The sequence below is a fragment of the Marisediminitalea oceani genome (assembly GCF_003731635.1).
Taxonomy (GTDB): domain Bacteria; phylum Pseudomonadota; class Gammaproteobacteria; order Enterobacterales; family Alteromonadaceae; genus Alteromonas; species Alteromonas oceani.
On sequence record NZ_RCUA01000089.1, the window covers coordinates 1 to 26,551 of the forward strand.

26 protein-coding genes and 1 pseudogene are annotated in these 26,551 nt (G+C 46.9%); 8 read left to right on the forward strand and 19 right to left on the reverse strand.

Annotated elements, in window-relative coordinates:
- Nucleotides 1-55 precede the first annotated feature (55 nt).
- Nucleotides 56-418 (reverse strand): annotated as a pseudogene (locus tag D9T21_RS22290) (phosphoribosyltransferase); the annotation flags it as partial.
- Between the two features lie 88 nt (nt 419-506).
- Here D9T21_RS22290 and D9T21_RS22295 point away from each other — a divergent pair.
- Nucleotides 507-1,073 carry a phosphoribosyltransferase family protein gene (locus tag D9T21_RS22295; RefSeq protein WP_123327357.1) on the forward strand — a complete coding sequence of 189 codons (567 nt, stop codon included), beginning with the start codon at nt 507-509 and terminating at the stop codon, nt 1,071-1,073.
- Nucleotides 1,074-1,083: 10 nt separating this feature from the next.
- Here the strand turns inward: D9T21_RS22295 and D9T21_RS22300 are convergent, their stop codons facing one another.
- Together D9T21_RS22300 and D9T21_RS22305 are read right to left on the reverse strand one after the other, a co-directional pair.
- Nucleotides 1,084-1,446 carry a hypothetical protein gene (locus tag D9T21_RS22300; protein ID WP_123327358.1) on the reverse strand — a complete coding sequence of 121 codons (363 nt, stop codon included), beginning with the start codon at nt 1,444-1,446 and terminating at the stop codon, nt 1,084-1,086.
- A 100-nt stretch (nt 1,447-1,546) separates the two neighbouring features.
- The gene (locus D9T21_RS22305; RefSeq protein WP_164464816.1) at nt 1,547-3,730 is read right to left on the reverse strand and encodes an ATP-binding protein; all 2,184 of its coding nucleotides are present in this window, start codon (nt 3,728-3,730) and stop codon (nt 1,547-1,549) included.
- Nucleotides 3,731-3,977: 247 nt separating this feature from the next.
- Here D9T21_RS22305 and D9T21_RS22310 point away from each other — a divergent pair, with 247 nt between their 5' ends.
- From D9T21_RS22310 to D9T21_RS22320, 3 genes are all read left to right on the forward strand, one after another.
- Nucleotides 3,978-4,499: a M48 metallopeptidase family protein gene (locus D9T21_RS22310; protein ID WP_123327360.1), complete on the forward strand. Its 522-nt coding sequence runs from the start codon at nt 3,978-3,980 to the stop codon at nt 4,497-4,499.
- A gap of 8 nt (nt 4,500-4,507) precedes the next feature.
- Nucleotides 4,508-4,858, forward strand: a complete 351-nt coding sequence (locus D9T21_RS22315; RefSeq protein ID WP_123327361.1) for a YacL family protein — start codon at nt 4,508-4,510, stop codon at nt 4,856-4,858.
- Nucleotides 4,859-5,012: 154 nt separating this feature from the next.
- Complete coding sequence (locus tag D9T21_RS22320; RefSeq protein WP_123327362.1) at nt 5,013-5,636, forward strand: hypothetical protein; 624 nt, start codon at nt 5,013-5,015, stop codon at nt 5,634-5,636.
- A 13-nt stretch (nt 5,637-5,649) separates the two neighbouring features.
- Here D9T21_RS22320 and D9T21_RS22325 read toward each other — a convergent pair whose 3' ends face one another.
- Complete coding sequence (locus D9T21_RS22325) at nt 5,650-6,120, reverse strand: hypothetical protein (RefSeq protein ID WP_123327363.1); 471 nt, start codon at nt 6,118-6,120, stop codon at nt 5,650-5,652.
- A gap of 142 nt (nt 6,121-6,262) precedes the next feature.
- On the reverse strand, nt 6,263-7,189 hold the full coding sequence (locus D9T21_RS22330) for a catechol 2,3-dioxygenase (RefSeq protein WP_123327364.1): 927 nt from the start codon (nt 7,187-7,189) through the stop codon (nt 6,263-6,265).
- A 490-nt stretch (nt 7,190-7,679) separates the two neighbouring features.
- Here D9T21_RS22330 and D9T21_RS22335 point away from each other — a divergent pair, with 490 nt between their 5' ends.
- A complete protein-coding gene (locus tag D9T21_RS22335) occupies nt 7,680-9,149 on the forward strand; it encodes an amidohydrolase family protein (protein ID WP_123327365.1) in 1,470 nt (489 codons plus the stop codon).
- 15 nt (nt 9,150-9,164) lie between these two features.
- Here D9T21_RS22335 and D9T21_RS22340 read toward each other — a convergent pair whose 3' ends face one another.
- The 7 genes from D9T21_RS22340 to D9T21_RS22370 form a co-directional block, all read right to left on the reverse strand.
- The gene (locus D9T21_RS22340; protein ID WP_123327366.1) at nt 9,165-9,944 is read right to left on the reverse strand and encodes an RMD1 family protein; all 780 of its coding nucleotides are present in this window, start codon (nt 9,942-9,944) and stop codon (nt 9,165-9,167) included.
- A 136-nt stretch (nt 9,945-10,080) separates the two neighbouring features.
- Nucleotides 10,081-11,658: a diguanylate cyclase domain-containing protein gene (locus D9T21_RS22345; protein WP_123327367.1), complete on the reverse strand. Its 1,578-nt coding sequence runs from the start codon at nt 11,656-11,658 to the stop codon at nt 10,081-10,083.
- Nucleotides 11,659-12,323: 665 nt separating this feature from the next.
- Entirely contained in the window at nt 12,324-13,307 is a 984-nt protein-coding gene (gene acuI / locus D9T21_RS22350; RefSeq protein WP_123327368.1) for an acrylyl-CoA reductase (NADPH), read from the reverse strand.
- A gap of 14 nt (nt 13,308-13,321) precedes the next feature.
- Nucleotides 13,322-13,948 (reverse strand): acrylate utilization transcriptional regulator AcuR, encoded by a 627-nt coding sequence (acuR, locus tag D9T21_RS22355; RefSeq protein WP_123327369.1) that lies wholly within the window; start codon nt 13,946-13,948, stop codon nt 13,322-13,324.
- Nucleotides 13,949-14,051: 103 nt separating this feature from the next.
- The gene (locus D9T21_RS22360) at nt 14,052-14,831 is read right to left on the reverse strand and encodes a substrate-binding periplasmic protein (protein ID WP_123327370.1); all 780 of its coding nucleotides are present in this window, start codon (nt 14,829-14,831) and stop codon (nt 14,052-14,054) included.
- A 264-nt stretch (nt 14,832-15,095) separates the two neighbouring features.
- A complete protein-coding gene (locus D9T21_RS22365; protein WP_123327371.1) occupies nt 15,096-16,016 on the reverse strand; it encodes an alpha-E domain-containing protein in 921 nt (306 codons plus the stop codon).
- A gap of 2 nt (nt 16,017-16,018) precedes the next feature.
- Nucleotides 16,019-17,473, reverse strand: a complete 1,455-nt coding sequence (locus tag D9T21_RS22370; protein WP_123327372.1) for a circularly permuted type 2 ATP-grasp protein — start codon at nt 17,471-17,473, stop codon at nt 16,019-16,021.
- A 168-nt stretch (nt 17,474-17,641) separates the two neighbouring features.
- Here D9T21_RS22370 and D9T21_RS22375 point away from each other — a divergent pair, with 168 nt between their 5' ends.
- Nucleotides 17,642-18,403 (forward strand): proteasome-type protease, encoded by a 762-nt coding sequence (locus D9T21_RS22375; RefSeq protein WP_123327373.1) that lies wholly within the window; start codon nt 17,642-17,644, stop codon nt 18,401-18,403.
- Here D9T21_RS22375 and D9T21_RS22380 read toward each other — a convergent pair.
- The 4 genes from D9T21_RS22380 to D9T21_RS22395 all read right to left on the reverse strand — a co-directional run bounded on the left by D9T21_RS22380 (nt 18,375) and on the right by D9T21_RS22395 (nt 22,651).
- Complete coding sequence (locus tag D9T21_RS22380; RefSeq protein WP_123327374.1) at nt 18,375-19,451, reverse strand: zinc-binding metallopeptidase family protein; 1,077 nt, start codon at nt 19,449-19,451, stop codon at nt 18,375-18,377. The genes D9T21_RS22375 and D9T21_RS22380 overlap by 29 nt on opposite strands.
- 98 nt (nt 19,452-19,549) lie before the next feature.
- On the reverse strand, nt 19,550-19,699 hold the full coding sequence (locus D9T21_RS22385) for a DUF2256 domain-containing protein (RefSeq protein ID WP_123327375.1): 150 nt from the start codon (nt 19,697-19,699) through the stop codon (nt 19,550-19,552).
- Nucleotides 19,692-21,224, reverse strand: coding sequence for a cryptochrome/photolyase family protein (locus D9T21_RS22390; protein WP_123327376.1), 1,533 nt, complete (start codon nt 21,222-21,224; stop codon nt 19,692-19,694). Before D9T21_RS22390 ends, D9T21_RS22385 begins: the two co-directional genes overlap by 8 nt.
- Entirely contained in the window at nt 21,224-22,651 is a 1,428-nt protein-coding gene (locus tag D9T21_RS22395) for a cryptochrome/photolyase family protein (protein ID WP_123327377.1), read from the reverse strand. The genes D9T21_RS22390 and D9T21_RS22395 overlap by 1 nt, the downstream gene beginning before the upstream one ends.
- A 185-nt stretch (nt 22,652-22,836) precedes the next feature.
- On the opposite strand from D9T21_RS22395, the gene D9T21_RS22400 reads away from it, so the two are divergent.
- A complete protein-coding gene (locus D9T21_RS22400; protein ID WP_123327378.1) occupies nt 22,837-24,108 on the forward strand; it encodes a DASH family cryptochrome in 1,272 nt (423 codons plus the stop codon).
- A gap of 21 nt (nt 24,109-24,129) precedes the next feature.
- Here D9T21_RS22400 and D9T21_RS22405 read toward each other — a convergent pair whose 3' ends face one another.
- Nucleotides 24,130-24,387, reverse strand: coding sequence for a hypothetical protein (locus tag D9T21_RS22405; RefSeq protein WP_123327379.1), 258 nt, complete (start codon nt 24,385-24,387; stop codon nt 24,130-24,132).
- 215 nt (nt 24,388-24,602) lie between these two features.
- Between D9T21_RS22405 and fabA the strand changes: the two genes are divergently transcribed.
- Nucleotides 24,603-25,121: a 3-hydroxyacyl-[acyl-carrier-protein] dehydratase FabA gene (gene fabA, locus D9T21_RS22410; RefSeq protein WP_123327380.1), complete on the forward strand. Its 519-nt coding sequence runs from the start codon at nt 24,603-24,605 to the stop codon at nt 25,119-25,121.
- Between the two features lie 89 nt (nt 25,122-25,210).
- On the opposite strand, the gene rmf is transcribed toward fabA, so the two are convergent.
- Together rmf and D9T21_RS22420 are read right to left on the reverse strand one after the other, a co-directional pair.
- On the reverse strand, nt 25,211-25,387 hold the full coding sequence (rmf, locus tag D9T21_RS22415; RefSeq protein WP_105936351.1) for a ribosome modulation factor: 177 nt from the start codon (nt 25,385-25,387) through the stop codon (nt 25,211-25,213).
- Between the two features lie 311 nt (nt 25,388-25,698).
- The gene (locus D9T21_RS22420; protein ID WP_241155795.1) at nt 25,699-26,517 is read right to left on the reverse strand and encodes a DUF817 domain-containing protein; all 819 of its coding nucleotides are present in this window, start codon (nt 26,515-26,517) and stop codon (nt 25,699-25,701) included.
- Nucleotides 26,518-26,551: the final 34 nt, after the last annotated feature.

The following is a 26,551-nucleotide window of genomic DNA, read 5'->3' on the forward strand; positions in this document are numbered from 1 at the left end:
GGGACTATTTTACGGAGTGGTTCTGTCTGGGGAAGACGGTCTAAATTGATCGCTTACGGCACAAATCCGTCAGTTTATTAATAATGGCCTGTACGGAACGGCCGCTGTCAAACACGTCATCAACAATTAACAACTTGTCCTGATGCTGAATATTCTTAACCAGATAGTTTAAGCCGTGGACTTTAACTTCTTTGGCCTGATCATCAATCCCCTGGTAGGACGAAGTTCGAATCGCAATGTTATCCGTTTCGACGCCATGAAATGCCAGATACTCCTGAACCGCTATGCCAATGGGTGCGCCACCACGCCATACTGCAATAATAAACGTTGGCTCGAAGCCTGAATCATAGACCTGAGCTGCCAGTTTAAATGAGTCGTCCAGCAACCCTTGCGCATTTAAATATGTTTTGCTTTTCATTGCTTGTCCTGTAAAAGGTATTAACTAACCGGCCAATCAAATGCTATGGTAGCCTTAACATAGCATTGTGTCACACTGGAGATGCTTGGTGGAAAAGCGTTATCTTGAAGAACAGCAAATTATTGAAGATTCTTTTCGTTTAGGCGTTCAGATTTTTGAAAGTGGTTTTAGGCCTACGTTTATTGTGGGCTTGTGGCGCGGTGGCAGCGCGGTTGGCATTTATGTACAGGAATGCCTGCAAACACTGGGCGTACAAACCGACCATATAGCATTGAGAACCTCTTATCCGGGCCTGCCTGAGTATCAGAATATGGTCGAGACCCCCGAGCGCATAAGAGTGCACGGCACCCAATATCTTATTGAAAATCTTAATATTGATGACGGTTTGCTGATTGTTGATGACGTATTCAGTTCTGGCCATAACATTACTGCTGTGATCAATCGTTTAAGCACCAAGCTCAAACGTAATATGCCCGAAGAAGTCAGAATAGCCACACTTTATCAGCGCACCGGTTATAACCGCACTACCCTAAAGCCCGATTTTTGCCTGCATGAAACTTCAGACTGGCTGGTATTTCCCTATGAATTAAAGGGCCTGAGTCACGAAGAAATCACTGCTAACAAGCCTTATGTTGCGCCTTACTTACGAACCTAACTGTCTGGTTTTACATATTGATTAGTTTATTGAGGTAATCTTTTAGCGGCGTGTTGATAACCTTTACATCCGGGCTATCGTTTATCTTGAGTGCTGTAATAACAATAGATTTAAGGTACTGATACTCCTCAGAAACCTCGGGGATATTCAGACGTTCTGTAAGCGTTTCCAACTCTTTGTCGCTCAGTTTATTCCGGTTAATGTACCGCCTGATATAACTGCGCCATTCATCTAAATGACTAACTTCCAGGCGTTCCGGAAAGATTCTGAGATCTTCAATATCCTGTTTAAAATCATGGGGCGGCTGTGGTTCGTCGAGTAAGTAACGGTACGTGAATAACGTGATAATTTCGCTGTTTTCATTTGCATACATATTGGCTTTACCTGCGTCGCGTTTGCTTAATGCCTGCTACGCATAAAATGCTCATCTGTATCAACCTTCAGAAACAAACGTGACTCAACCGCGGCAGTTATCAACCTTCACAGCTAGCAGCCAAAACACTATACAAACGGTTCATATCAATTGGTTTCCCGATATGCTCATCAAACCCCAATTGAAGGTACTTTTGAACCTCATCAGCCATTACATCTGCGGTTAGGGCGATCAAAGGAAGGTGTGGGAATTGCGCTTTAATTTCCTTACATGCCTGAACACCATCCATCACTGGCATTTGAATATCCATTAATACAGCATCGTAACGGCCCTGTTTACCGCTAACGGCATCCAGCGCAAGCTGACCGTTTTCCACCATATCAAAGCTCACATTGGTTGACTCCAGCATAGACTCAATGATGGTCTGATTAATCATATTATCTTCTGCTACCAATATTTGTTTGCCGGTTAAGTCCGGTACAGCCAAACTAAAGGGCACTTCGGTTTCACTGACCAGTTCGGCTCGCGGTAATGGCAGTTCCACTGTTACCCGGGTGCCCTGCTGCTCTTCACTCTCCACGTTCAGTCGCCCTTGCATTATGCTTACAAGGCTATGTGTAATCGACATGCCAAGACCAGTGCCACCCACCTTACGGGTACTGGATGTATCGGCCTGGGAGAAGCGCTCAAAGATCTTACTCTGCATAGCTTTATTCATCCCAATGCCGGTATCGGTTACTGCTATTACTATTTGCTCCTGCTGGTCACTGGCAGAGGCCATACTTAACTTAACCGTTACCGAACCCGCCTCGGTAAATTTCACTGCGTTTGAGACCAGGTTAACAATGATTTGTTTAACCCTTACCGAATCTCCAAGCCAACCATCCTGGAAGGAGCTCTCAATCTCCATCGCCAGCTTCAGGTCTTTGCTCTGTGCCAGTGCTTTAAGATCAGACACTGCCGACTCAGTAATTTCCAGTAATGAAAATGGTTGTTCCTCAAGCTCGAGTTTATTGGCTTCGATTTTTGAGTAGTCGAGTATGTCATTTATGATGGTTAACAGATGTTTAGCAGAAAACAGTGCCTTGTTAACCCGCTCTTTGGTGTGACTGGTTAAATCTGAACGTTCAAGCACTTGCAGTGTGCCCAGAACACCATTCATCGGGGTGCGGATTTCGTGACTCATATTCGCCTGAAAGTCACTTTTAGAGCGGTTGGCACTATCTGCTTCCAGCAAAGCTCTGGCCATATTTTTATTATGTAAGTGCGCGCGATACAGCATGAATATGGTCATTACAACGATGACCACCAGAAAGAAGCTCACGATAACAAGAACCACCTCTAACGAGTAAACCGACGGTTCCTCATTCACCAGTTCTGCACCAGGCGGTAAAGCTTTTGCATCGATTCCCCATCGGTCCAGCTGTTGTGCGTTGAATTGTTGGCTGACTACCCTATTCTGATGCGCGGGCAACTGCTCCCCTGCTGCCAGGGCAATTGCTGCGTCAGCTATTCTTTCTGGTACCACTACAGCACCACCGGCATACCGACTCACATTGTGAGCAAATATGGTAAAAACGGGATGTTGAGTTTGTGTGGTTAACCAGTCATGTACGGTCTCCCAGTTTCGTTCGTGAAATTTATAATTGATGTAAATAATGGGTGTACCTGCCGGGCTATCGCGTAATGCTGTCAGCGTTTGTTCGGGGTATTTTTCCGGGTTGAAATATCTGAAGCCAATTCCAACGGGAACCTTGGAGACAAAGTTTTGTACCAGACCGTCATCTTGTTCCAGGCCAAGATGGCCATGCACCAGCAGTATTTCTTTGGTATCTGGCAATGCAGCTAAAATCTGTGAATAAGATAAATCAGGCTCATAGTCAGAGCGCACCAGGGTGCCTGTTCTGGGGCTCCAGTCTATGTGTAAAAAATAGCGTTCTGCCTGGGGCAAAATGGTTGGGTTGGTATCCACAAATACGCTGGCGTGGCGACCGATCGCCACAAGGCGGGAGAAACTCGCGTTTTGCTTATCCCGAAGGAGGTTTTGTAATTGATAGTTAAAGTTATCAAGAATGGTTTTTTTGACTTCAGGCCCGAAATCTTCAACCGAATCGGCATAATAGGCCGGTACCGTTAACACCAGGATATTTTCGCTCTCTGACACCTGGCTCATTAACCGGTACATCATTTTCACTTCAAAATCAGACTCGTTAAACGAATTAACCAGAATAACGCTGTAGCCTTCGGCTTGTCTGGCAGATGTGCTGGCCGAAAAAAAGAGCAAAAAAAATACAAAAAGCCGCAACATCATAATACGCAGTCACTTTGGGAAGATTTGAGCCTTAAGCAGTATTTTAACCACAGGCAATATCATTTAGATTAGCCAATTTTTACAACATTGTTAATTTATTTTAACGCCTAAAAAGTGCCTGGCAGGACCGGCATATGTAGTGGTGCGCTAAACTTTGGTTAAACACCTCAGTCACCGCCGTGTATAATGCGGCGAGTCTTACCAGAAAAAAGAATCATCAATGGCCTCTTCCCTTACCTACCTGTCTCATTATCCGCAACATTTGCAGGATCAGGTTGCACAACTATTGGATGCCAACAAGCTCGGAGACTGGCTGCGCGCTCGTTATCCCCATATACATAACATCAATAACGATAAAGCGTTACGTGATTATGCGATGGTGATTAAGAATCAGTACATGAAGAAAACGCAGCCCTTAAGTAAGGTGGTTTACGACAATAAGATCCACATTGTAAACCATGCGCTGGGCCTGCATTCCTATGTCTCGCGGGTTCAGGGCGGCAAGCTGAAAAGTAAAAATGAGCTGAGGGTGAGCGAACTATTTAAAGCTACCCCGGAAGCCTTTTTAAATATGATTGTTGTGCATGAGCTCGCCCACCTGAAGGAAAAAGAACACAATAAAGCGTTCTATCAGCTGTGCCGACACATGTTGCCCGACTACCATCAAATTGAATTTGACGTTCGCGTGTACTTAACTGAGCTGGAAAATACCGGCCATGTTTTTGTAACTCCCACAGCCTGAGATAAACCATGGATTTTGAATTTTTAACCGATGTTACCGGCGAGCCGCTGGCCAAATGCGATGTGGAAAGTGAATATTTTGGTGACTGGCTAAGCCATGATATTGGTGCAGATACTGTAGCTGTTACCACTTTACTGGCAGCGATTGAAAAGCTACTTACCAGACAACAAATGGAATATGAATATACCGGCAAAATTTATCACCTGATGATTGCCGACGATGAAGTCGAACTGTTCCTGAATAACACCGAACTCAATCACAGTGAGTTCGACGAAGATTTGGCTGAAGGCCCGGTCTCAGGCTGTGGTCTGATGGACTTTGCTAATCTGCTTGAAAACTGGCTGGGGTTTATCCGCTAACGTCATATACAAGGTGTTCAAATTGTAACAGTTTTTCTGTAGCTAAGTGCATTCCTTACCAGTACAGTGATTAAACCTGTTTAGTGCAGCAACACATCTGGCTGTGTGAGCTGACGACAATGGATGATCTTTAATCTCACAATGGAGTGTAAGAATGCGTTATTTTTTAGCCTGTTTGTGTGTATTACTGCTAAGCGGCTGTGGCGGAGATGATGGCCCGGACGATCTGCAAGCCTTCGCCGCTAGTCAGGCAGAAAGGCGCGGTTTTACTGCTGTGCCCAATCAGGACAATGTCTCACTGGCTGATCTGGATTTGAGTACTGAGCAGGATTACGCAGAAATTCGATTGGTGTTTACCGATTCATCCGCGTCAGATTATGAAGTGATTAAGGCATTCGATGAAGATATTAAGGCATCGTTAAGTGAAGCCCAACTGTTTGCCCTGAACACCGAAACCACCCTTTCAGGCTATGATTCGGGTTGTTTACCGGCTCACTGTGTTATCTACCTGGTTGCTCTGCATGGTTTACAAACCACGCTGGTAGACAACCTGCTCGATTTGCGTAGTTTCCTGGGCGATATCAATACCCCGGCGGAGATCTCGTTTGTTTCACCAGAAAGCTATTACTATCAGCAAAATGAAGACGGTTACTTAACGCTAACGATTTGGTCTGATTGTAACGGGAATTCAGGTGTCGACCTGGTTCAGATAACGCGCGGGGGTGACGTACTGGTTCAGCAAACTCTGGCAACTAAACACAGTAATTTGGTATGTTAGTGCCCGGCCAGAACTAACAACGTGAATAACTATTAGCCCAGAAGATGCGGTTGGTCATGGTGTCATGGGTATTTTGCTGATTGAGATACATGGCACCTAACAAGTAAGCTTCCAGCTCGCCCTCATTGCTACACTGCCATTGCTCAACCACGTTTGAATGCCACTGAACGTGATGCACCAGTTCATGCAGTAATACCTCTTTGAATCTGGGGTTATCCAATGCATTAACATAATGCCGGGCATTGGCAACTGACTGTGGGTCCAGTATATAAATAGTGCCGTAATTGCCATCCTCGAATGCATAGAGGGCCTTTATGCGCATATCGATACCTGATACCGGCGCGGTAGCATCGGCATTTTGATAATATTCTTCGGTGAGTTCCTTGCGACTTAACACCACAACTTCTGGATGCGGCAGGCCCTGCGTACGATAGCTCGTATGCATTTCAATCCAGCTTAGCAATGTGGTAATCAATAGCTCCATTTCTGACCCAGCAAAAAACTTGAGTTATTATATTTACGTTGAAGTTGATGAAAAAGTGCACAAATCGGCACGCGTAAAATAAAAAAGCCGGCATCGAAGATGAGCCGGCTGTTGAATGTGGTTGGATACCATTCAAAACTGGTTAGGTGTAAACCCCTAAAAAACTCTCCGGTACATGCAGAGACTGTGAAAAGGCGGCATGGCCAAGTTCGTCCATGGTCCAGGTTAACAGCGGCATATCCGGATAATAGGTGTAGCCGTCGCAGAACACTTCGTTACGATTACCTGATGGATCAAAGTAATAAACAGTCTTAACCTGAGTCACACCATGGCGATCGTTCATTTCTACCGGTATTTCATATTTGCCTATCAGATCGGCAGCGCGAATGTGATCCTGGGAGTTTTCCAGTCTGAAGGATACGTGGTGGATAAGGCCAGGATTAGGATTTACTCCAAAAGCGATGTCGTGGGCCCGGCTTGAACAGCTCACGAAAAACAACACCGTATTCCCCTCACCATCAATGACTCGTTCGGTATAGCTAAACTCAAAGACTTCGGTAAACAGTTTTAAGTTTTGGTCTGCATCAGGCCCCACAATAAAGACGTGATCCAGCCCGTTTATGCGAAAACCGCGACATACATCATCATCGGGGATCACATCAGGGTTGAGCGTGCCCAGTGAATTACCCACCTGCTCTTTCTCGGCAAACAGATGCATTTCATGACCGGTGGGCAGAATAAACTTTAAGCGACGCCCACTTTTAGGGTAAACCCCGGCATCTACGCGCTCTACCTCAATGCCAAAATCGATAATACTCTTTTCTAAATCGTCCAGCGTAGCGTCGTCATATACCTTAAAGGCAATATGATCCAATCCAGCCTGATCAGTTTCACGCAATACCAGACTGTGATGATCGTGTTCCGCCCAGGCTTTAAAATAGACCAGGCCATTATCGTCGGTCATCATCTCGTGCAAGCCCATTCGGGTGCCGTAATGTTGTTTGGAGTCGGCCATATCCAGTACTCGCATCTGAACTTCAGCCAGCCTTAGTACACCACGCATTGACATATTTACCACCTTGTATTTGTTACATTTTTTTATGGCAATGATTTAATTTAGTCGCGAATTGTTAATTTTTTTGTGCCGCCTATTAACTAAAAACACCAGGAACAAAACCCCGGTGATAAACGGTAGGTATCTGTTATCTTTACCTTAAAGCAACAACTCACAACAGAGTGTGTTACTGCATGGCGGTTGGACCAGCCTAACATTGCAAAGCCATTCGTTAACAGTGTGTAAACTTACACGTGCTTGGATGAGCTGGGAAATACCTTTTAAAGGCGAATCTTATACCTAAAAGGTATTCCCCTTGGTTACAGTAAGGTTTTAATGGTATAGCACCAGGGGCTATTTTGCTTTTGAGAATACACTGCAGCGTAGGCAACGTGCTTTCTCATCTTTGCTCAGTACACTGTTTATACGTTTGCTTACAAATAGCCACTTGCCAGTAAGATGTCATTTTTTAAAATAGTGTTTTACTCTGGTAAAGGAAATACCGATGTTGAAAAGCCTATGGCGTTTTCTTGCAGGCGTAGCGTTTTTATCAACTGGTGCTCTGGCACAAGATATCTTAATACAAAACATTACCCTGGTGTCCCCCCATCTTGCCGATGATGTGCCCAATGCTAATGTCTGGATTACCGATGGTGTAATTACCCAGGTATCAGCGCAACCTGTAACGGATGTCAGCTCTTCCACCCGAATTATTGATGGTGAGGGGAAGTTTTTATCGCCCGGTATTATGGATAGCCATATACATGCAGACAGTATTCCCGGCATTGGCTTTTTAAACAGTGATAAAGCCCGCGAGCAGCCGGCTCTGGTAAATGACTATCTGACTCAATTACCCAGGAGCATGCTCTACTTCGGTATTACTCAGGTATTAAATTTAGGCGCCAGTGATGGCGAGTCCGCGTTTACCCGCGGCAGCCCGCATCCGGATTATTTCAGCTGTCAGCCTATTCCGGTAATTGGCGGCTACCCTCATCTTTCAGCTGAGTTTACTCTTCGTCATACCCGCTACTTTATTCTCGAAGAACATGCAGACCTGTCCCTTCCCGAAGGGATCGATCCGGCCAGTCATACTGTTGAAGCAGTTGTGAAGTCCATTGCTGATACAGGGTCGCCGTGTATTAAAGTGTATATTGAAGATGGTTTCGGCGCCGCATCAGACTGGCCCCTGTTAGCTGATCCCACACTCACAAAAATACGCCAGGAGGCCGATAAATATGGCTTACAGGTATGGGCCCATGCCAATGCCATCGATATGTATCACATTGCACTGAACCATGAGGTTGACGGCCTTGCCCATGGGCTATGGAACTGGCAATGGCAGGAAGATCCCGATAATCCACCGGTCACAAAAACACTCAATAGTGTTATAAGCAGTTCAACCGCTTATATGCCAACCATTCAGGTGATGCTGTCGTTACAGGGCATGTATGATGAAGCGGTTCTCAACGATCCCAGACGAAATAAAGTAATGCCTGCGTCGCTATTAAACTGGTACCAAACCAATGATGGACAGTGGTTTAAATCAGAGATTACGCGGGATTTTGGCGAGCCGCCCGACAACATTGTGCATAAGCTTACCGGCTACGGTGTGCAGCGTGCCAGGCAAGCAGCCCGCTATCTTGCTGATAAGGGCTATCCCCTGCTGTTGGCCTCTGATTATCCTTCCAGTCCCTCTTTTGCGGCGAGCCCCGGCCTCTCAACTTATTATGAGATGGAACAAATGGCTGATGCCGGTATTTCTGCAGCGCAGATTTTTACCGCAGCCACCATTAACGGACCCCGGCAATTTGGCCTGGATGAACAGTACGGAACCATTGAGCCCGGAAAAGTCGCTAACCTGCTGATCCTGGATAAAAATCCAAGACTGAAGGTGAGCAACTGGCTGACCATCGATACCATCGTACTGCACGGCACCGCGATAAAGCGGGAGGATTTAGCCGTTAATGGTCAATAAGCTGGGCTGACTACATCAGAACAAAGACAGCAAACCTTCAGCGCCAACCATTACTATTTCAAAGGCAATAAGGATGATAATGATCCACTCTAAAAACGAAGAGTGCTTATGCTTTAGTTCATCGGCCAGCATATCGAACAATTCGTGGATAACGTTAAGTTTGTTCGATAACAGCTCAACCCGTGGGCGAATATCCAGATACTTCGCAGCCGTGTTGTAGGCCAGCTCGTAAACCGGGTATTCCCAGAAAAACTCAGGCGTATCAAGAAGGTTATAGTGCAGAAAAATATCGCTTTTAGTGCTAAACAAATGTCCGCGAATACTGGCTATTTCACGCCGTCCCAGCTTAATGGAGCCAGTCTCGGCCAGCACTTTAGGTAAGTGACTGTACTCGGCAATAGTATGCTGAGCTCTGAGTTCATAATCATTAAGCTTGATAGACTGTGCCAGCGCGTGACTTTTCGCCAGGCGCAGCAAGGGATCATCTGACGACAGCGTAATATGGTCTTTTTGCAGTTTGACCTCACCTGCACCAACGGTAAACCGGAAATGTTCCTGATGTTCCCCAGCCAGTAACTCGCTTTGAATCTTTAAGCGATGTAACAACGACAAACGTTCATCTTCGTCGATGCCCCAGAAAACCATAACACCGTAGTCAAATACCCAGGCTTCGCCACCGGGCAGCTCGATCAATGAGGCGTCACGATAACGGGTACCAATATCAATCGCATAGTCGGAAGTCAGCTGACTTTCCGGCAGTGCGTAAACCGAAACACGGTCATTAGTAAATTGCATGAATGCTGTAACCAATAGATGAAAACCGCGCGATTATGCGCTTTGTCGGTCAATCTACCTATTACATTCAGAGTGGAAAATATTCTTCGCCAGGACAAATAATTTTCATCAGCACAACAAAATCAAACGCAAACCGCTAGCTCAGTGTGTAGTCAGCAGGATCGTAAAAACAAAAGTTGTTTTTGCCCTGGCGTTTTACTTCGTAGAGTGCCGCGTCGGCATTTTCTATCAGCGCGTGCTGATCGGTACCGTGGGTGGGAAATATTGAGATTCCAATACTCACGCCTACCTGTAATCGGTGACCATTAACGTGCATTGGTGCTTCAAAAGCACGAACAATACGGCTCGCAACCTCTCTTATAGCGCCTTTATCAAGAGGTTTATACAGCACAATGGCAAACTCGTCGCCGCCCAGGCGGGCAATTAAATCAATTTCCCGGCAGTTTTCACGAAATACCTGAGCAATGATATGCAGGAGTTTATCTCCGGTCTGGTGCCCGTAAGTATCGTTAACCGCTTTAAACATATCCAAATCGAGGATCATTACGCCAAGCAGCGCACTATCGCGCTTAGCCATATTAATGAATTTATCAAAAGTGGCATAAAACTGATTGCGGTTAGCCAATCCGGTTAGCTGATCCGTCATGGCCATTTGCTTAATCTTTTGCTGAGCGAGTTTTCGTTCAGTGATGTCCTGAACAATGCCATGGGATTGCACCACATTGCCCATCACATCGCGGTCGTGCACACACTTTTCGTGAACCCAGCGCACCTCGCCGTTGTCCTGTCGGGTGATACGGTGCTCTACATCAAACGGAGTGTTAGTGGTTGTAGACCAGTCAAACTGCTGTAGTACATACTCTCTGTCATCAGGATGGATAACGGTAATAAAGAGCTCTTTACTGGTAGAGCGAACCGACTTGGGTAACCCGCATATATTGTAAATTTCGTCTGACCATATCAACTTTTCAGTAGTCTGGTCCCAATCCCAACTGCCAATATGGCCCACTCGCTGCGCCTGATTAAGGGTTTCTTCGGTACGCTTTTGCGCCGTTATATCGGTACGAATGGCGATATACTGATAAGGCTTATCGTGTTCATCCAGAACCGGCACAATGGTCGCATTTACCCAGTAAAATGTGCCGTTTTTCGCCCGGTTTTTAATATCACCGTGCCATACACTGCCGCTGCAAATCGTTGACCAAAGCTCTTTAAAGAAGGCTCTGTCATGATAACCTGAGCTTACAATTCGATGATTCTGACCAAGTAGTTCTTCACGAGTGAAGCCGCTTATCTGGCAGAACTTATCATTAACATAAATAATATCGCCGCTTTTATCTGCGGTGCTCACTATGGCGTGTTCGTCGAGGGTTCGTTTTTGCAACGCAAGATCGTTATTCACCTGCTTTAACTGACAAAGGATACGCTCTTCGTCCGCACGCATTTTAAGCAGACTCTTTTCATAGGGCCGGATAACTAAGAAATAAATCACCGGCGTGGAAAATAAAGCAAGGAAAGCCACATCAACCAGTACATTTTGCCACGGCGTAAACTCTGTAGGTAATGCGTACAGCCCAACCATTATAACTGTCTCGACAACAATAATAATCGTCAGGATTTTGATAAACAGCTTTTTGGTGAGTTTTTGAGTACCGATTGGCTTCGACTCCTGAATAACCTGATTAAAACTGCAGATAGAACCGCATATTTCCAAACAGTATTGAACCGGCTAAGGATAAGTATCACTACCTATTATAGCGCAATATTACCCTGTCTAAGTGTCATGAAAACTATTCTTTAGTTCGAAACGGAGGAGAATTTTGCAAGTCATAATCAGCCGGATTCTTCAATCATATTGTGTAAAACCAGTACGCTAATTCCATCGACTGGAGTACTAATTAAGACCCGTTCATTCCTCAATAATAGCCCAGTTGGCGCTTGCAATAGGAGTGAAACAATCGTTTCATTGTGTAGCTGGTCACTGGCTCTTCATACAGAACAGATGTCGCCAACATAGCCTTTAGGTCTTAAAATACTCTGAAAATGAGGCTAAAACCGTTACGCGTAACTATTTTTGATGATTTTGCAGCCAAAATCCTAACGTATTACCAATCGTCGAGGTAAGGTTCCTGGCATATGACTAACCCTCAACGCACTCTTTGTAGGAGGCCAATAGCTTTTAAGAACGTATTTTATTCTTAGCTAATAAGAGTAATCACAGGATACACCAGGCGGTCTATTCCTGAAGAATAAAAACAGCTTTATTGTGAATAAAAAAGTGAAAAATGGCAGACAGAGAAGAAAAATAGCGAGCGAAGATTTTGAATTTTCGGTGATGATAAAAAAAGCTCCCCTGTTTAAGGGGAGCTCAGAATGAAATCAGGCATTCACGTCGACAACAATACGCCCCTGCACCTGCCCGGAAAGAAACTGAGGAGCAACCTCAAGGGCTTCGGCTAAGGTAACCTTTTTGGTAATGGTCGATAGGCTCGATTCAGGTAAGTCCTTAATAACCCGTGCCCAGGCCTTTTCACGCACTGCCAGGGTTTGTGTTACGCTGTTTATCCCCATCAGTTTTACGCCGCGCAAAATAAACGGCGCTACCGTAGCCGGAAAGTCCATGCCCTGAGCCAGGCCACAAGCTGCTACAGCACCTTCAGACTGAGTGGCCGCGCAAGCATTAGCCAGGGTGTGACTGCCTACAGAGTCAACGACTCCCGCCCAGCGTTCTTTTGCCAATGGGCGGCCTGGTTCACTGAGCGTTGCACGATCGATAACCTCTTTAGCACCCAACGCTTTTAACGTATCCGCTTGTTCCAAACGGCCAGTGGAAGCAACCACGTCATAACCAAGATTCGCCAGAATGGCGATTGCGGTGGTGCCCACCCCACCATTTGCACCGGTAACCAGTACCTCGCCCTTGTCGGGGGTAACGCCCTGTGATTCAAGTGCCATCACACACAGCATGGCAGTATAGCCAGCAGTGCCCACAGCCATAGCATGCTTACCTGTTAAACCCGCAGGCATCTGTTGCACAAAATCGGCATTAATGCGGGCTTTTTGGGCTAACCCTCCCCAATACTGTTCACCCAGACCCCAGCCGTTTACCAACACTTTGTCACCGGCGGAAAATCTATCTGAACGACTTTCCAGCACTGTGCCCGCCAAATCAATCCCCGCTACCATGGGGAATTGTCTGACTACCGGACTTTTACCGGTGATCCCCAGCGCATCCTTATAGTTTAACGTACTGTACTCAACCGCTATCAGGACATCTTCATCCGGTAATACTGACTCATCGAGTTCGGTAATTTGTGCAGTGTAGTCCTGGTCGTCTTTATTAATATAAATCGCTTTAAACATCGTGCCCTCCGGGGTTAACGCTTGATAGTAAGTTGATGGATAAAACCATCGGCAAATTTTTGCATTGGTGAACTGGACTGCATTACCTTGGCAGTCAGGATGGCGCCTTCCCAGCCTATCCAGAAAAACTCAGCCTGCTGCAGGCAGTCGGTCTCCTGGTGAATTAAACCGAGCACTTTTGCCTGCTCCAGGTTATGTGCCAGCATGGACGTCCAGTTCTTTAAACACTGCGCCAGGGGTTGCTTGAAAGACTCTGCCAATATGGGCATTTCCTGCCCGAAGTTGCCAATCAGGCAGCCGCGGCTAAACCGGTATTTCTCCATGCCATCGATAGCTTCCTGAACAAAGGTCGAAACACCGGTAAGCGGCTGTGATGGATTAGAGGCCAGGCATCGTCTCAGCTTGGCGCAAAAATACTGGTCGTAGCGCTCAATCACCTGCAAACCAAAATCGTCTTTGTTTTTAAAGTAATGATAAAAGGAGCCCTTCGGCACACCCACACGCTTTAGGATCATGTCGATACCAACGGTGTTAAAACCCCGCTCAGTGAGTATTGCCATGCCAGCAAGGAGTAAGGCCTCTTTGGTATCGTCAAAGTTTCTGGCCGACTTAGGGGGTCTGCCCCGGCGATTCTGTTGCATATCTCTCTTATTTTAGACCGATCGTCTATTTATTATAGACCGCCCGTCTAGAAATGAAAGAGACTAACGCTTATAAATGCATAATCAATTGAAATTATTGAATTTAATGTTTAAGTAGGAAGTCCTGGTAACGTGTTAGCGTTTGCCTTGACTGCGGTGTTAAAACGGGGCTTTGCAGACGGATGATTTGCCTTTCCCTGAGCATGTTGTTGGCAGACTGAGCAAAGGCCTGCTGATTGTACAAAGCATTTAAGCTGCCGTCGGCAAGGGCTAAATCCAGTCCCTTTTTAAGACGCTCTGCCAGACTGCGGTTTCGCTTGCTCACAAAAAAGTAGGTTGGCGACGGGTAGTAAAAAGCCAGGTCCGGTTCAATGACCAGTTGCGCAGATGGCCTGGATGCCAGTTCATATTCGACTTCCATCACCGAACGCGGAAAGTAGTCGGCCATTTTTGACTCGATAAGTTTAAACATCATGGTCAAAGGGACTTCTTCAACGCGGTAACCATTAAAACGCATTACGTCGGTATCTGGCCACCCTATCCCCTGTACCGATAAACTCTGTTTCAATTCACCCGGCGCTCTGGTGCCAAAGGACTGTTGATTATCCGGATGGACTAAAAACACCCGGTAGCCCAGCAATCCACGCGCCAATGGAAAATAAACCGCTAAATGCTCTCGTTCACGTTCTTCAGAAGTAACCGCCCAGGTAACATCAGTCGACCCTTCCTTAACCTGCCGCAACACACGATCCTGATTAGCATTAAATGGATCAGGAACAACCTTTATCGGGCGGCCGTTGGTATTGGTTTTATCCAGTGCCAGCCTGAGTACTTCAACAAAATAAGCATGAATATCGCTGTCCTCAAACACCACAGCAGGCACGCGGACGGTATAAGACCTCTCCGCACTAGCCGGCGAAGTGAAGCAAATTCCCGTAACCAGCGTGGCGAGAAGCAAAAGGTGAAAAGATCTGATAACGTAATAAGAATGAAACACGGTGCGTCGCTACAGAAAAGTGATATACAGTAAGCCTAGTCAGGCTATGACGAAAAATACAGCTGCGGACAAAATATCCTGATGTGTTTTTTGACGGGTAAAGAGAAAACGGGCTGGTTAGAATAAACCAGCCCCGACTAGCTTTGTAGCTTAAAAATACTGACTGTCAATCGCCTGGTGGAGTTTCACTACGCCAAGCTGAATGTCATCAATGACTTCGTGGAGTCTGTCCTGAGTCAGTTCATGGGTATCGAGTTGTTGTAATTCCTCTGATAACGCTTCGACCTGCTTTGAAATACTGTCCGATTTCGGCAGTTCCAACAGGCATTTGCCAATTTGCATCAGGCCATGCTGAAGTGAACGCGGGAACTGTTTATTGTTAATTAAAAATTCCAGCACGTCAGCACGGTTAATTCTGATGCGCATTTCCTGACGGTACATCTGATAAGCCGTTAGCGACTTTAACACCCCCATCCACTGGATATTCTCGAACGCCGACTGTTCCGGTGAGAGATCCGGTAACAGCGACGCTGAACGCACATCAATAATGCGTGATGTCATGTCGGTACGTTCCAGATGGCGGCCGAGTCGCAGGAAGGCATAGCCTTCGCCACGCAGCATGGTGCCACCAAGTAAGCCGGTAATGGTCTGGTTGGCCACGATAATGCGATGCAGACAGTTAAACCGGTGCCGCCGGGTTAACACACTCTGGCCATCGGCTTTGGCTGCAATATACAGGTTGTTGATTTGTTCCCAGGCTTCGGATGGGATAATTTCACGAATGATCCGCGCATTTTCACGCACTGCCGCCAGGCAGTTGATGATAGAACCGGGGTTAGCCGTGTCAGTCACCATAAATTTGATTACGCTTTTTTCATCGGCTTCTTTATACAGATCGTAAAACACATCCCTAAACGACAGCATGTCGATAATGGGTTCCCAGCCCAGGGTGACGTTACGTGGTAAGTCGAGTAAAAGGTGGGTGTTTACCTGAATTAATCGAGCGGTGTTTTCCGCACGTTCCAGATAACGCTCCATCCAGTAAATATGATTAGCTACCCTAGATAACATCGTTAGTCGGCCTCCATGTCTACAATCCAGGTATCTTTACTACCACCACCCTGCGACGAATTAACTACAGTAGAGCCCTTGCGCATGGCTACCCGGGTAAGCCCCCCGGTGGTCACGCTGATGTCATTGCCGCTTAAGATAAACGGTCTGAGATCAAGATGTCGGGGTTCGGCTTTCGTACCAATAATAGTAGGAGCAGTCGATAACAATAACATGGGCTGGGCCACATAATTGCGGGGATCGCGACGGATCAGACGAACAAACTTTTCACGCTCGGCTTTAGTGGCGTGAGGACCAATCAGCATGCCATAGCCGCCCGACTCGTTTGCCGGTTTGACGACCATTTTTTCGATATTCTCAATAACGTAATCCCGTTCGTCTTTGTTAACGCACTTATAGGTGGGCACATTGGGCAGTAATGGCTCTTCATCGAGATAGAATTTAATGATCTCCGGCACAAAGGCATATACTACCTTGTCGTCGGCCACGCCGGCGCCCGGTGCATTGGCAAGGCCAACATTACCGGCTTTCCAGGCCCGCATTAAACCGGGCACACCCAGCATGGAGTCTTCCCGGAAAGCTTCCGGATCGAGAAAGGCATCGTCAATGCGGCGGTAAATAACATCCACTCGCGACAGACCATCGACGGTACGCATATACACAATATCGTCGTCATCGACCACTAAATCACTGCCCACTACCAGTTCGGCCCCCATTTGCTGGGCCAGATAGGCGTGTTCAAAATAGGCAGAGTTATAAATACCCGGTGTAAGTACCACCACCTCTGGCTGATCGATGTCGCGCGGTGATAGCTGACTAAGCATGTCATATAGCTGTGACGGGTAATCATCTACCGGCAGAATGTTATATTTTTCAAACATATCGGGAAACACCCGCTTCATCACATGGCGGTTTTCCAACATGTAAGACACGCCAGACGGAACCCGTAAATTATCTTCCAGCACATAAACGGTGCCGTTGTGATCACGCACCAGATCCGAGCCACAAATATGCGCCCACACCCCGTGTTTAGGTTTAATACCCATACACTCAGGTAAAAAGTTCTTCGACGCATCCAGCAGGCTTCTAGGCACAACGCCGGCTTCAAGAATGCGCTGCTCGTTATACAAATCGTCAATAAACATGTTGAGCGCTTTTACACGCTGCTTAAGGCCTTTTTCAATTTGCAGCCACTCTTTTTTGTCGATAATGCGGGGGATAATGTCGAACGGCCAGGCTCTGTCGATTGAGCCCTCTTCTTCGGTATACACCGTAAAGGTAATACCCATTACATGGATAGCGGTGTTGGCGGCGGTTTTATATTCTTCTAATTCCTGGTCAGTAAGGTTGCGCAGGTATTTACAAATTTCTTCTGCAGCAGGACGCGGTTTATTTGCAACGCGAATGAGTTCATCGTAAAACTCCCCTGCCCGATAATTTCCCCATCTTATTGCCATCTACAATCCCTAGAGCTTATTTTCGGTATACAAAATACCATCTAAGCGACTTTTGACTGAAATTGCAACGAAAATAATGACAAATTGATGACAAATTGATCTGGAAAAATGCGCTGAATCACTCCATGCTATCGTTATTGTTTTTCGTGTGTTTTCAGAGAGTTTCCTTTGACCTATTGTTTAGCCCTAAAAGTAAATCGCGGATTAGTCTTTGCATCAGATTCGCGCACCAATGCCGGTGTCGATTACGTCGCTACTTACAGTAAAATGCGCCGTTACTGCTGGCCCGGAGAGCGCGTATGTGTGCTGATGACATCCGGCAGCCTGGCAACTTCTCAGGCAGTAATGAATGCCATCAATCGCGACCTTAACGATCCGGATGCTGAATTCAGCCTGCGTCACGGCAAGCAGCTTTATGAAGTAGCGCAATACATTGGCAAGCTTAGTCAGGCAGAACAAACCCTGCACGAGAAAGCGATGGAAAAATCAAACGCCAGTGCGGAGTCGAACTTTATTCTTGGCGGCCAAATAGCCGGTCAGGCAGCGGAAATTTTTCACATCTATCCGCAGGGTAATTTTATCAGCGCGTCGGAAGACACCCCTTATCTGCAAATTGGTGAAACCAAATACGGTAAGCCGATTCTGGATCGTATTATTGCTAAAAGCACCACGCTGGAGGATGCCGCGCGTTGTGCCATGGTGTCACTGGACTCGACTATTCGCAGTAATATCTCAGTAGGGCCGCCTATTGAACTGGCAATGTATCAGGATGACTCTCTCGATGAGCCCTTCCATCACACCTACACCTTAAACAGCCCGATGTACAAATCCATGAAAAAGCAGTGGACAGACGGCTTGCACCGCGCTTTTGAACAACTTCCCAGGTTTGATTGGGAAAAGGTTAAAGCGGACGAACCAGAAGGTGAATAAAGTGGAGCTTTTCGCGGGTCTTGTCGTTGATGACAAACGGATAAGCATCGTCCAGGCCCATACTGTTATTCAGTGAGTTGAGCAGGTTAGTAAGCTGATCCCAGTCGTCAATTAAGGTATCGAAACTCTCTTCATTGTAACTGGCAGTATGCGGATGATCGGCATTTAGCGGGTTGGAGAGCAACCGGTTTTCTAAACTGGTTTCGTATTCGTTGGCCGTTTCCAGGGTATCTACCATATGCAGGTAGTGCGCCCAGGTCTCGGCCCAGTCTTCCCATGGATGCATGCTGGCATAGGCACTGATACAGCGCTGTTGCCAGTCAGCGGCAGGCCCGTTTGCGTAGTAGTTTTCCAGACTTTGCTGATAATCCTGACGCTCGTCACCAAATAACGCCCTGAAAGCCTCAATATACTGACTGCCTTTGATTAGCACATCCCAGTAATAATGGCCTGACTCATGACGGAAATGGCCAATCAGCGTCCGATAACGTTCGTTCATTAACTCGCGCATGGCGAGGCGTTTGGTCTCTTCGGCTTCTTTGAGGTTAATGGTGATCACCCCATTACTGTGACCGGTTAACACCGTATTCTGGACGGTGAGCTCCCGGCCGTATAATGCCTGAGCAACTTCATCCTCGAGAAACCGAAAGGATAATCCGCGGGGGTTATGACGCTTGCCGATAACCGGTAGTTCAAGCTTATACAGGGTGTAAAGCAGATGCCGTTTGGCCTGCTCCATTCGAAACCAGAGTTTAACGTTGTCTGGTTTAGACAAATCGGGAATGGTATCGGTGAGTTGGCAGGACGGACAGAGTTTATAGTCGCTTTCAACCGGTACCAGCCAGTTGCAGATATTTTGCTTTGAATAATTACTGCACTGGCGGTAAGCCTGCCCGTTGTGGCCGGCTATCCAGTTACCGTCTGCATCAATATCGCAGGAGGAAATCACCTTGGCATCCGACAAAAAACCGACCGGGCGCTGGCAGGACAAGCACTGGCTATTGGCGAAATATAAGGTGTTACCACACTGACAAGTATAAGTTTTCAAATCTTTTGCTTCTGTTCGGGCAAACTGCAATTAGCTTACTAAGACTATAGTAGCAAAGGATATCACAGCAAAGTAATCACAGTTTCATTACATGACGATTATTTTGCTGTGGTGTGTCGCGAACGGGCACTACTGCAGCGTTTTGAGCAGTACTTCACTTCCGCCCAGTTTTTCTCCCATTTTTTACGCCACACAAATGGCCGCTGGCAAACCGGGCAGATTTTGCTGGGTAAATCGGCCTTACGCATTATCGATAGCCGACAGTAGCTGCTCTGCCTGTTCCTGCATAGCATCAACGGTATCCTGAGACATCCGGTCGAGGCTTTTATAGATCAGCCCCATACGGTGGTTTTTGCTCAGTTTATCGCGGTGCTTAATTAAAAAGTCCCAGTATAAATAGTTAAACGGACACGCGTTTTTACCAGTCTTTTTAGATACAGCATAGCCGCAGTTTTTGCAGTAATCGGACATCCGGTTGATGTACTGACCACTCGCCACATAGGGTTTGCTGGCCAGATTACCGCCGTCGGCAAACAGGATCATGCCACTCACATTGGGCATTTCCACCCACTCAAAAGCATCGGCATACACCAGCAGGTACCATTCATTTACCGCTTCTACTGATAACCCGGCCAGCAAACTGAAATTACCTATCACCATCAAGCGTTGGATGTGGTGCGCGTAGGCATGGCGTTTAGTGTCGCCAATGCACTGGCGCATACAGTTCATATTGGTATGCCCACTCCAGTAGAAGTCTGGCAACTTGCGCTGATGATTAAAGTAATTTTCCTGCTGCAGGCCCGGCATACAGTGCCAGTAAAAGCCCCTGACGTATTCGCGCCAGCCCAGGATCTGACGAATAAAACCTTCTACCGCATTAAGCGGTGCGTCGCCATCGAAGTAGGCCTGTTCCGCCGCTTGCATGACTTCCATGGGCAGCAATAACCCGCAATTGAGATAAAACGATAAGTGGGAGTGAAACAGCCATACGTTGCCTTCGCGCATGGCATCCTGATAATCGCCAAACTCATTAAAGCGCTGCTCTATAAACTGTTCGAGTACCTTTAATGCTTCGTCCCGGGTCACGGCATAATTGAAGTCCTTAGCATCGCCCATGTGATCGGCAAATTCAGTTTCTACCAGTTCAATTACTTGGCTGGTCATGTCGTCCGGCGAAACGGTATAGGGCTTAGGCGGAGACACATCCGCCGGCAGCGACTTACGGTTGTCCTGATCGTAGTTCCATTTACCGCCAATGGGTTTATCGCCTTCCATCAGTAGCCTGGTTAACTTACGCATTTCCCGGTAAAAATACTCCATGCGCCATTGTTTGCGTCCTTCGGCCCACTCGCTGAACTGTTCAAGCGTGGCAATAAAGCGATCGTCATCGCAAATTTCAACCGGTATTCCCAGCTGGTGTTGCCACTGTTGCATGCTCTTGAGTACCCGGTATTCACCAGGGAATGTCACTACCACTTTATCAAAACTATGCTGGCTGCAGGCGTGTTTAACTTCATTGAGCAGCGAGCCCTGATTGTTATCATCGTCGTAGCGACGGTAAATAACGTCGTAACCATCGTCGCTTAACTCTTTAGCAAAGTGGCGCATGGCCGAAAACAACAACACAATCTTTTTCTTGTGATGCTTTACATAGGTGGCTTCTTCGCGCACTTCGGCAAGCAGGATCTTATCCTGTGATTTAGTGCAGTCCCTGAGACTCGACATCTCGCGGGAAAGCTGGTCGCCCAGTACTAAACGTAATACCCCGGCCATTAGTCCTCCTTGGTATCCGCGTACGCGTCCAGCGCGCGCTGGCGTGATTGCTTGAGGTCAGCTATGGGCTTGGGATAGGTGCTGCCCAGTTCTACACCGGCTTTTTGCAACACATCTTTGGGCGCATCCCAGGGTTTGTGCAGGTATTTGTCTGGCATGTTGGCAAGCTCAGGGCAGTATTTTTTTACATAACTGCCCTGCTTATCGAATTTTTCACCCTGCAGTACCGGGTTAAAGATGCGGAAATACGGCGCCGCATCAGCACCTGAACCCGCTACCCATTGCCAGCTTGCAGAGTTACTGGCCCTGTCGGCGTCTACCAGACAGTCCCAGAACCAGCGTTCACCTTTGCGCCAGTCGATGAGCAGGTTTTTGACTAAAAACGAGCCGACAATCATTCTTACCCGGTTGTGCATGTAGCCGGTTTGCCACAGTTCGCGCATACCCGCATCGACAATGGGGATGCCGGTTCGCCCTTTGGTCCAGGCAGTGTATTTTTCATCCTGATTAAGCCACTTAAACTTATCAAACTGGCTGTTAAAATTCTTATCGGTAATGGTAGGAAAATGAAACAGCAGGTAGTAGCTGAACTCACGCCAGCCCAGTTCACTTAGAAAACAGTCGAGATCACTGCTACCCTGATCATCAAAGGCGTTTAGCAGTGCATACCACACCTGATTGGGGGAGATTTCGCCAAAGTGGAGGTGTGGTGATAAACGGGATGTGCCTCTTACCGACGGAATGTTACGCTGATCTTCGTAGCCTTTGGCCGCGTGTTTAATAAAATCACTGAGTTTGTCAGCAGCGCCCTCTTCGCCCGGTGTCCAGTGTTTGGAAAATTCACTGTCCCAGTTTATTTCAGGTAACAGTCCGGCATCATCAATGCTATGCCCTTCATTTGCCACGTCGGCATAGGTAATTCGTTCGGGCGCAGAAGACGGATAACGAGGTGCAGAAGCCTGCAAACAGCCTTTACGATAGTAAGGCGTAAACACCCGGTACACGCCGCCATCCTGCTTGCGGATACTCATTGGTTCCCACAGCAGTGAGCCGTTAAAGCTGCTCACCAGGCAATCGCGTTCTCGCAGGGTTTGCTTAATTTCTTTGTCTCTGTCGATAACCGCCGGCTCGTAGCAGCGATTCCAGAATACTGCCCGGGCGCTGAACTTTTCCACTAATTCGCTGAGGATCTTCTTCGGTTCACCGGTAAAGCACTGCAGATGGCCATTCAGACGTTTATTCAGTGAGACCAAGGAATGATGAAGCCACCAGTTGGAGGCACCACCGGGCTGGTCTGCCTCATCGAGTTCTGTGTCGAAGATATATACCGGTACCACTGTGCCGTGCTCAACGGCCGCAAGCAGTGCCGGGTTATCGATTACGCGTAAATCCTGCCGAAACCATACAATACATACGGGCTGACTCACTATGTTGTTCCTTTTTTAATCGTTGTTTTTGATGTGCCTTGCTTTGTACGTAAAGCACCTGAAAACGATCGCAATTACCGCCATAGATGGTGGGTATATTTAGCCATTAAAACGGGCGGACTGTTTTTTTAATTTTTCTCATCTATGCTTAAATCCATATCGATAAGGACATCGTAAAGACTGCTATGAATATGACTTCTTCCAAAACGGGCCTGTACTGGTTCCGACACGATTTGCGCCTCGACGACCAGCCAGTCCTCACTGAGCTGGTCTCTCGTTGTCAAAAGTTACTGCTGGTGTATTGCATCGATGAGGATTGGTTTACCCGCAACCAGTTTGGCTATTGCGCCATGGGTCACCACCGCCAACAATTTCTGTACGAATCGCTTTATGCGTTGAATCAGCAATTAAATAACTATCAGCAAACGCTGCTGGTTGTTACCGGCGAGCCAGTAGAAGAGATTGCTCAGCTCATAAAGGCTTATGACGTTGATATACTTGGTGTCGGCGAATATCCGGGCCTGAATGAACGGGAACAGCTTAAGCAACTTACCTCAAAGTATCCCGGCGTGCATGTGGTTACTGGCAGTAATAACAGCCTGTTTAAGCCAACAGACCTGCCGTTTGAAGTAAACACGATGCCTGATAAATTCAGCCCGTTTCGTAAGAAGGTTGAAAAAGCCATTACACCACTTGCTCCTGCAGAGCCCGTCGCGCTGATACCACCGCCTCCTATTGCGCTGCAAACCGACTGGCCATCACTGCCATTACAGCGTGGCAACTCTTCCTCCTACAACGGCGGAGAACATGCCGCACAAAAGCAGCTCAAGTATTACTTTTTCGACAAACACCTTATTAGTCAGTACAAAGAAACACGCAACGGCCTGGACGGCTGGGATTATTCGAGTAAATTTTCGGCCTGGCTGGCCAACGGGTGTATTTCTCCGCGCCGGATTTATGCAGAATTAAAACGTTTTGAAGCAGAGCACGGTGCTAACGATTCGACCTACTGGCTCTATTTTGAATTACTGTGGCGGGAATTCTTCTGGTGGTTGCAAGTAAAACATGGCGCGCAGTGGTTTGCCCCGGGCGGTATACAACAGCAAACAGCTGCCAACATGCAGCCCTCTGCTTCGTTGCTGGACTGGCAACAAGGCACCACTGACAACGCCCACATCAATGCCTGTATGCGACAATTAAATGCGACCGGTTATATGTCGAACCGGGCCAGGCAATGGGCGGCCAGCTATCTGGTTAACGAACTCGGTGAGCACTGGCGATATGGCGCAGCCTATTTTGAACAGCAACTAATTGATTACGATGTGGGTGCCAACTGGGGAAACTGGCAGTATCTGGCTGGTGTAGGCAGCGACCCCCGGGGTCTGCGCCATTTCAATATTGAGAAACAAGCGCAGATGTACGATCCCGACGGTAAGTTCACCAGTCTCTGGTCCTGAGCCGGTCAAAGTAGTTTGCGGCTAACGGTCGTGATCTTTAAGCCACTCGTTTAACAGCTTAACCTGGCCACAGCGGTACGCCGCATACATTAACCGAATAGAGTTTGACAGCACTTCACTGTCATTCCAGCCGGTCTTTTCCTGTATTTCTTCATAACAGCTTAATGCCTCAGGCGTCACATAACCTCTGACCTGACGCTTACCGGCTTCACGCTGGCGTTCGCGGAAGCGTTTTTGTTTATCAGCATTAGCTCGTGGATTTTTCTTAGATTCTGTCATGATACCCTGTAATTAGTCGAAAATTTGGTAGTGCAACAACGGCCGTTTAGTTCCCTGAATCAAAGGTGGTCACTAAGCTTGTGCACCACTTCGCGCATTTTAGCCTAAAATTAGAGTATATCCTTGCCTCACGGCAAAAAAATTACTGTTCAGAGTTGTTTAGCGTACAAGTGTTCGCTAAATTACGCACGTTAAAAATAATCGATGGGAATCCAATGACAACGAAACAATCCAGTTTTAACAAAGAAGACCTGTTAGCCTGTAGTCGCGGCGAAATGTTCGGCCCGGGCAACAGCCAGCTTCCGGCTCCTAACATGCTTATGATGGACCGTGTGAGTCTGATCACTGATGAAGGCGGCGAGTTTGGTAAAGGCCAGATTATTGCTGAATTAGATATCACTCCCGATTTATGGTTTTTTGACTGCCATTTCCCTGGCGATCCGGTAATGCCTGGTTGTTTGGGTCTTGATGCCATGTGGCAGCTGGTGGGTTTCTTCCTGGGCTGGAGCGGTGGTCCGGGTAAAGGCCGCGCATTAGGTGTTGGTGAAGTGAAATTTACCGGTCAGATCCTGCCTACGGCGAAGAAAGTGACTTACAAAATTCAGATGAAGCGTGTTGTTAAGCGCCGTTTATTTATGGGTCTTGCCGACGGTATTGTAGAAGTTGATGGCCGTGAAATTTACTCTGCGAAAGATCTGAAAGTGGGTCTTTTCCAGGATACCAGCGCTTTCTAATATCAGCGGGTGTCTTTGACTGATAGCCTGTGTGCTATTGGTGTAGCCAAGAAAAAAGCCCCTTTTACGGGGCTTTGACTCAAGAGATGTTAACGAACCACCACACCTAACTGGCGGTCTTCCATGGCCTCTCTGTACCCGCCTAACCATTCTGAGCGAGTATCGCTCGTTTGAAAGGGACATATTTCCTTAGAGCGACCGCTGATTCCTGCCTGATAGCCTTTAGCGTGAGCGCGAGTCAGTTTATCTCTTTTTTGTCTTTTCATTGAATAGCCTCATTTGTTGGGTTAACAGTGAACAGAATAGGCCAGCAACTCAATACATAATAAGTGGTAGTGTGGCGTTTTCTGAGCACCATTTATTAGATAGTGCAAGGCTTGTTTTGGTTCAAGAGCGATTCGTTTTTTTTACGCTTGACAAACTATAACGATCTGAAATGTCGATTCATTTTACATTACAATTTTTTTTCATAATTGTTTCAGCATTTAAAAGTAATTGGTCTAAAAAGCATTGCAAGTTGGTACAGGTGGAATTATGACCATTTTTGAGCTGAAATTTGTGCTTATATAGCTTTTACTTAGCGCTTATTTTGACGAATATTCAGGGTGTTAATCAGCGATACCAGCACAAAGCTCAGCAACATCAGCAAATACCACGAACTCAACTTGGCTAATGGCACCATTTGCCATTGTTCATGCTGATTAGGGTATATCCAGATATTAGCAAATGTTGCGATATTTTCTGCAAACCAAATGAATAACGCCACCAGAAACCAGCCCACCAGCAACGGCATATAGCGGTGCGTTTTAATGATCCTGAAATAGATGCGGGTGCGGTAAAACATGACCACGGTAGCAGCCAGTAACAGCCAGCGAAAATCGGCAATAAAGTGATGCGAAAAGAAATTAATATAGATCAGGCAAACTAAAATCACGGTGAGTTTTACGGGCGGATAATGGCTGTATTCAAACTCAAATATCCGCCAAACGCGGGCAATATAGCTCCCCACCGCGCTGTACATAAAACCGGTAAACAAAGGCACATTGCCGATGCCAAAGACATAAGCTTCAGGATACGTCCAGGAACCTATGGCATCTGAGGTCTTAAATAATTCCATCACCGTGGCCACCAGATGAAAAACGATGATGACCAATGACTCCCTGAGCGTTTCCAGTTTAAAAGCCAACAAAGCAACCTGAAATACAATCGCGGCGATAAAGATAAAGTCGTAGCGATGTAAACTATCAAGCGGATACCAGAGGTTCGTGCCTATCATGAGCGCCAGTAAAAAGCCGCCGAATATACAGGCATTGGCCTGTTTAAGCCCGAATATCCACAGTTCCCTGATACATTGCTGCATAGTGTTGGTTTTATTATTAGTGTTGGTCAGTAACAAAACACCCGGCTGATTGCCGGGCGTTTTTAATAGT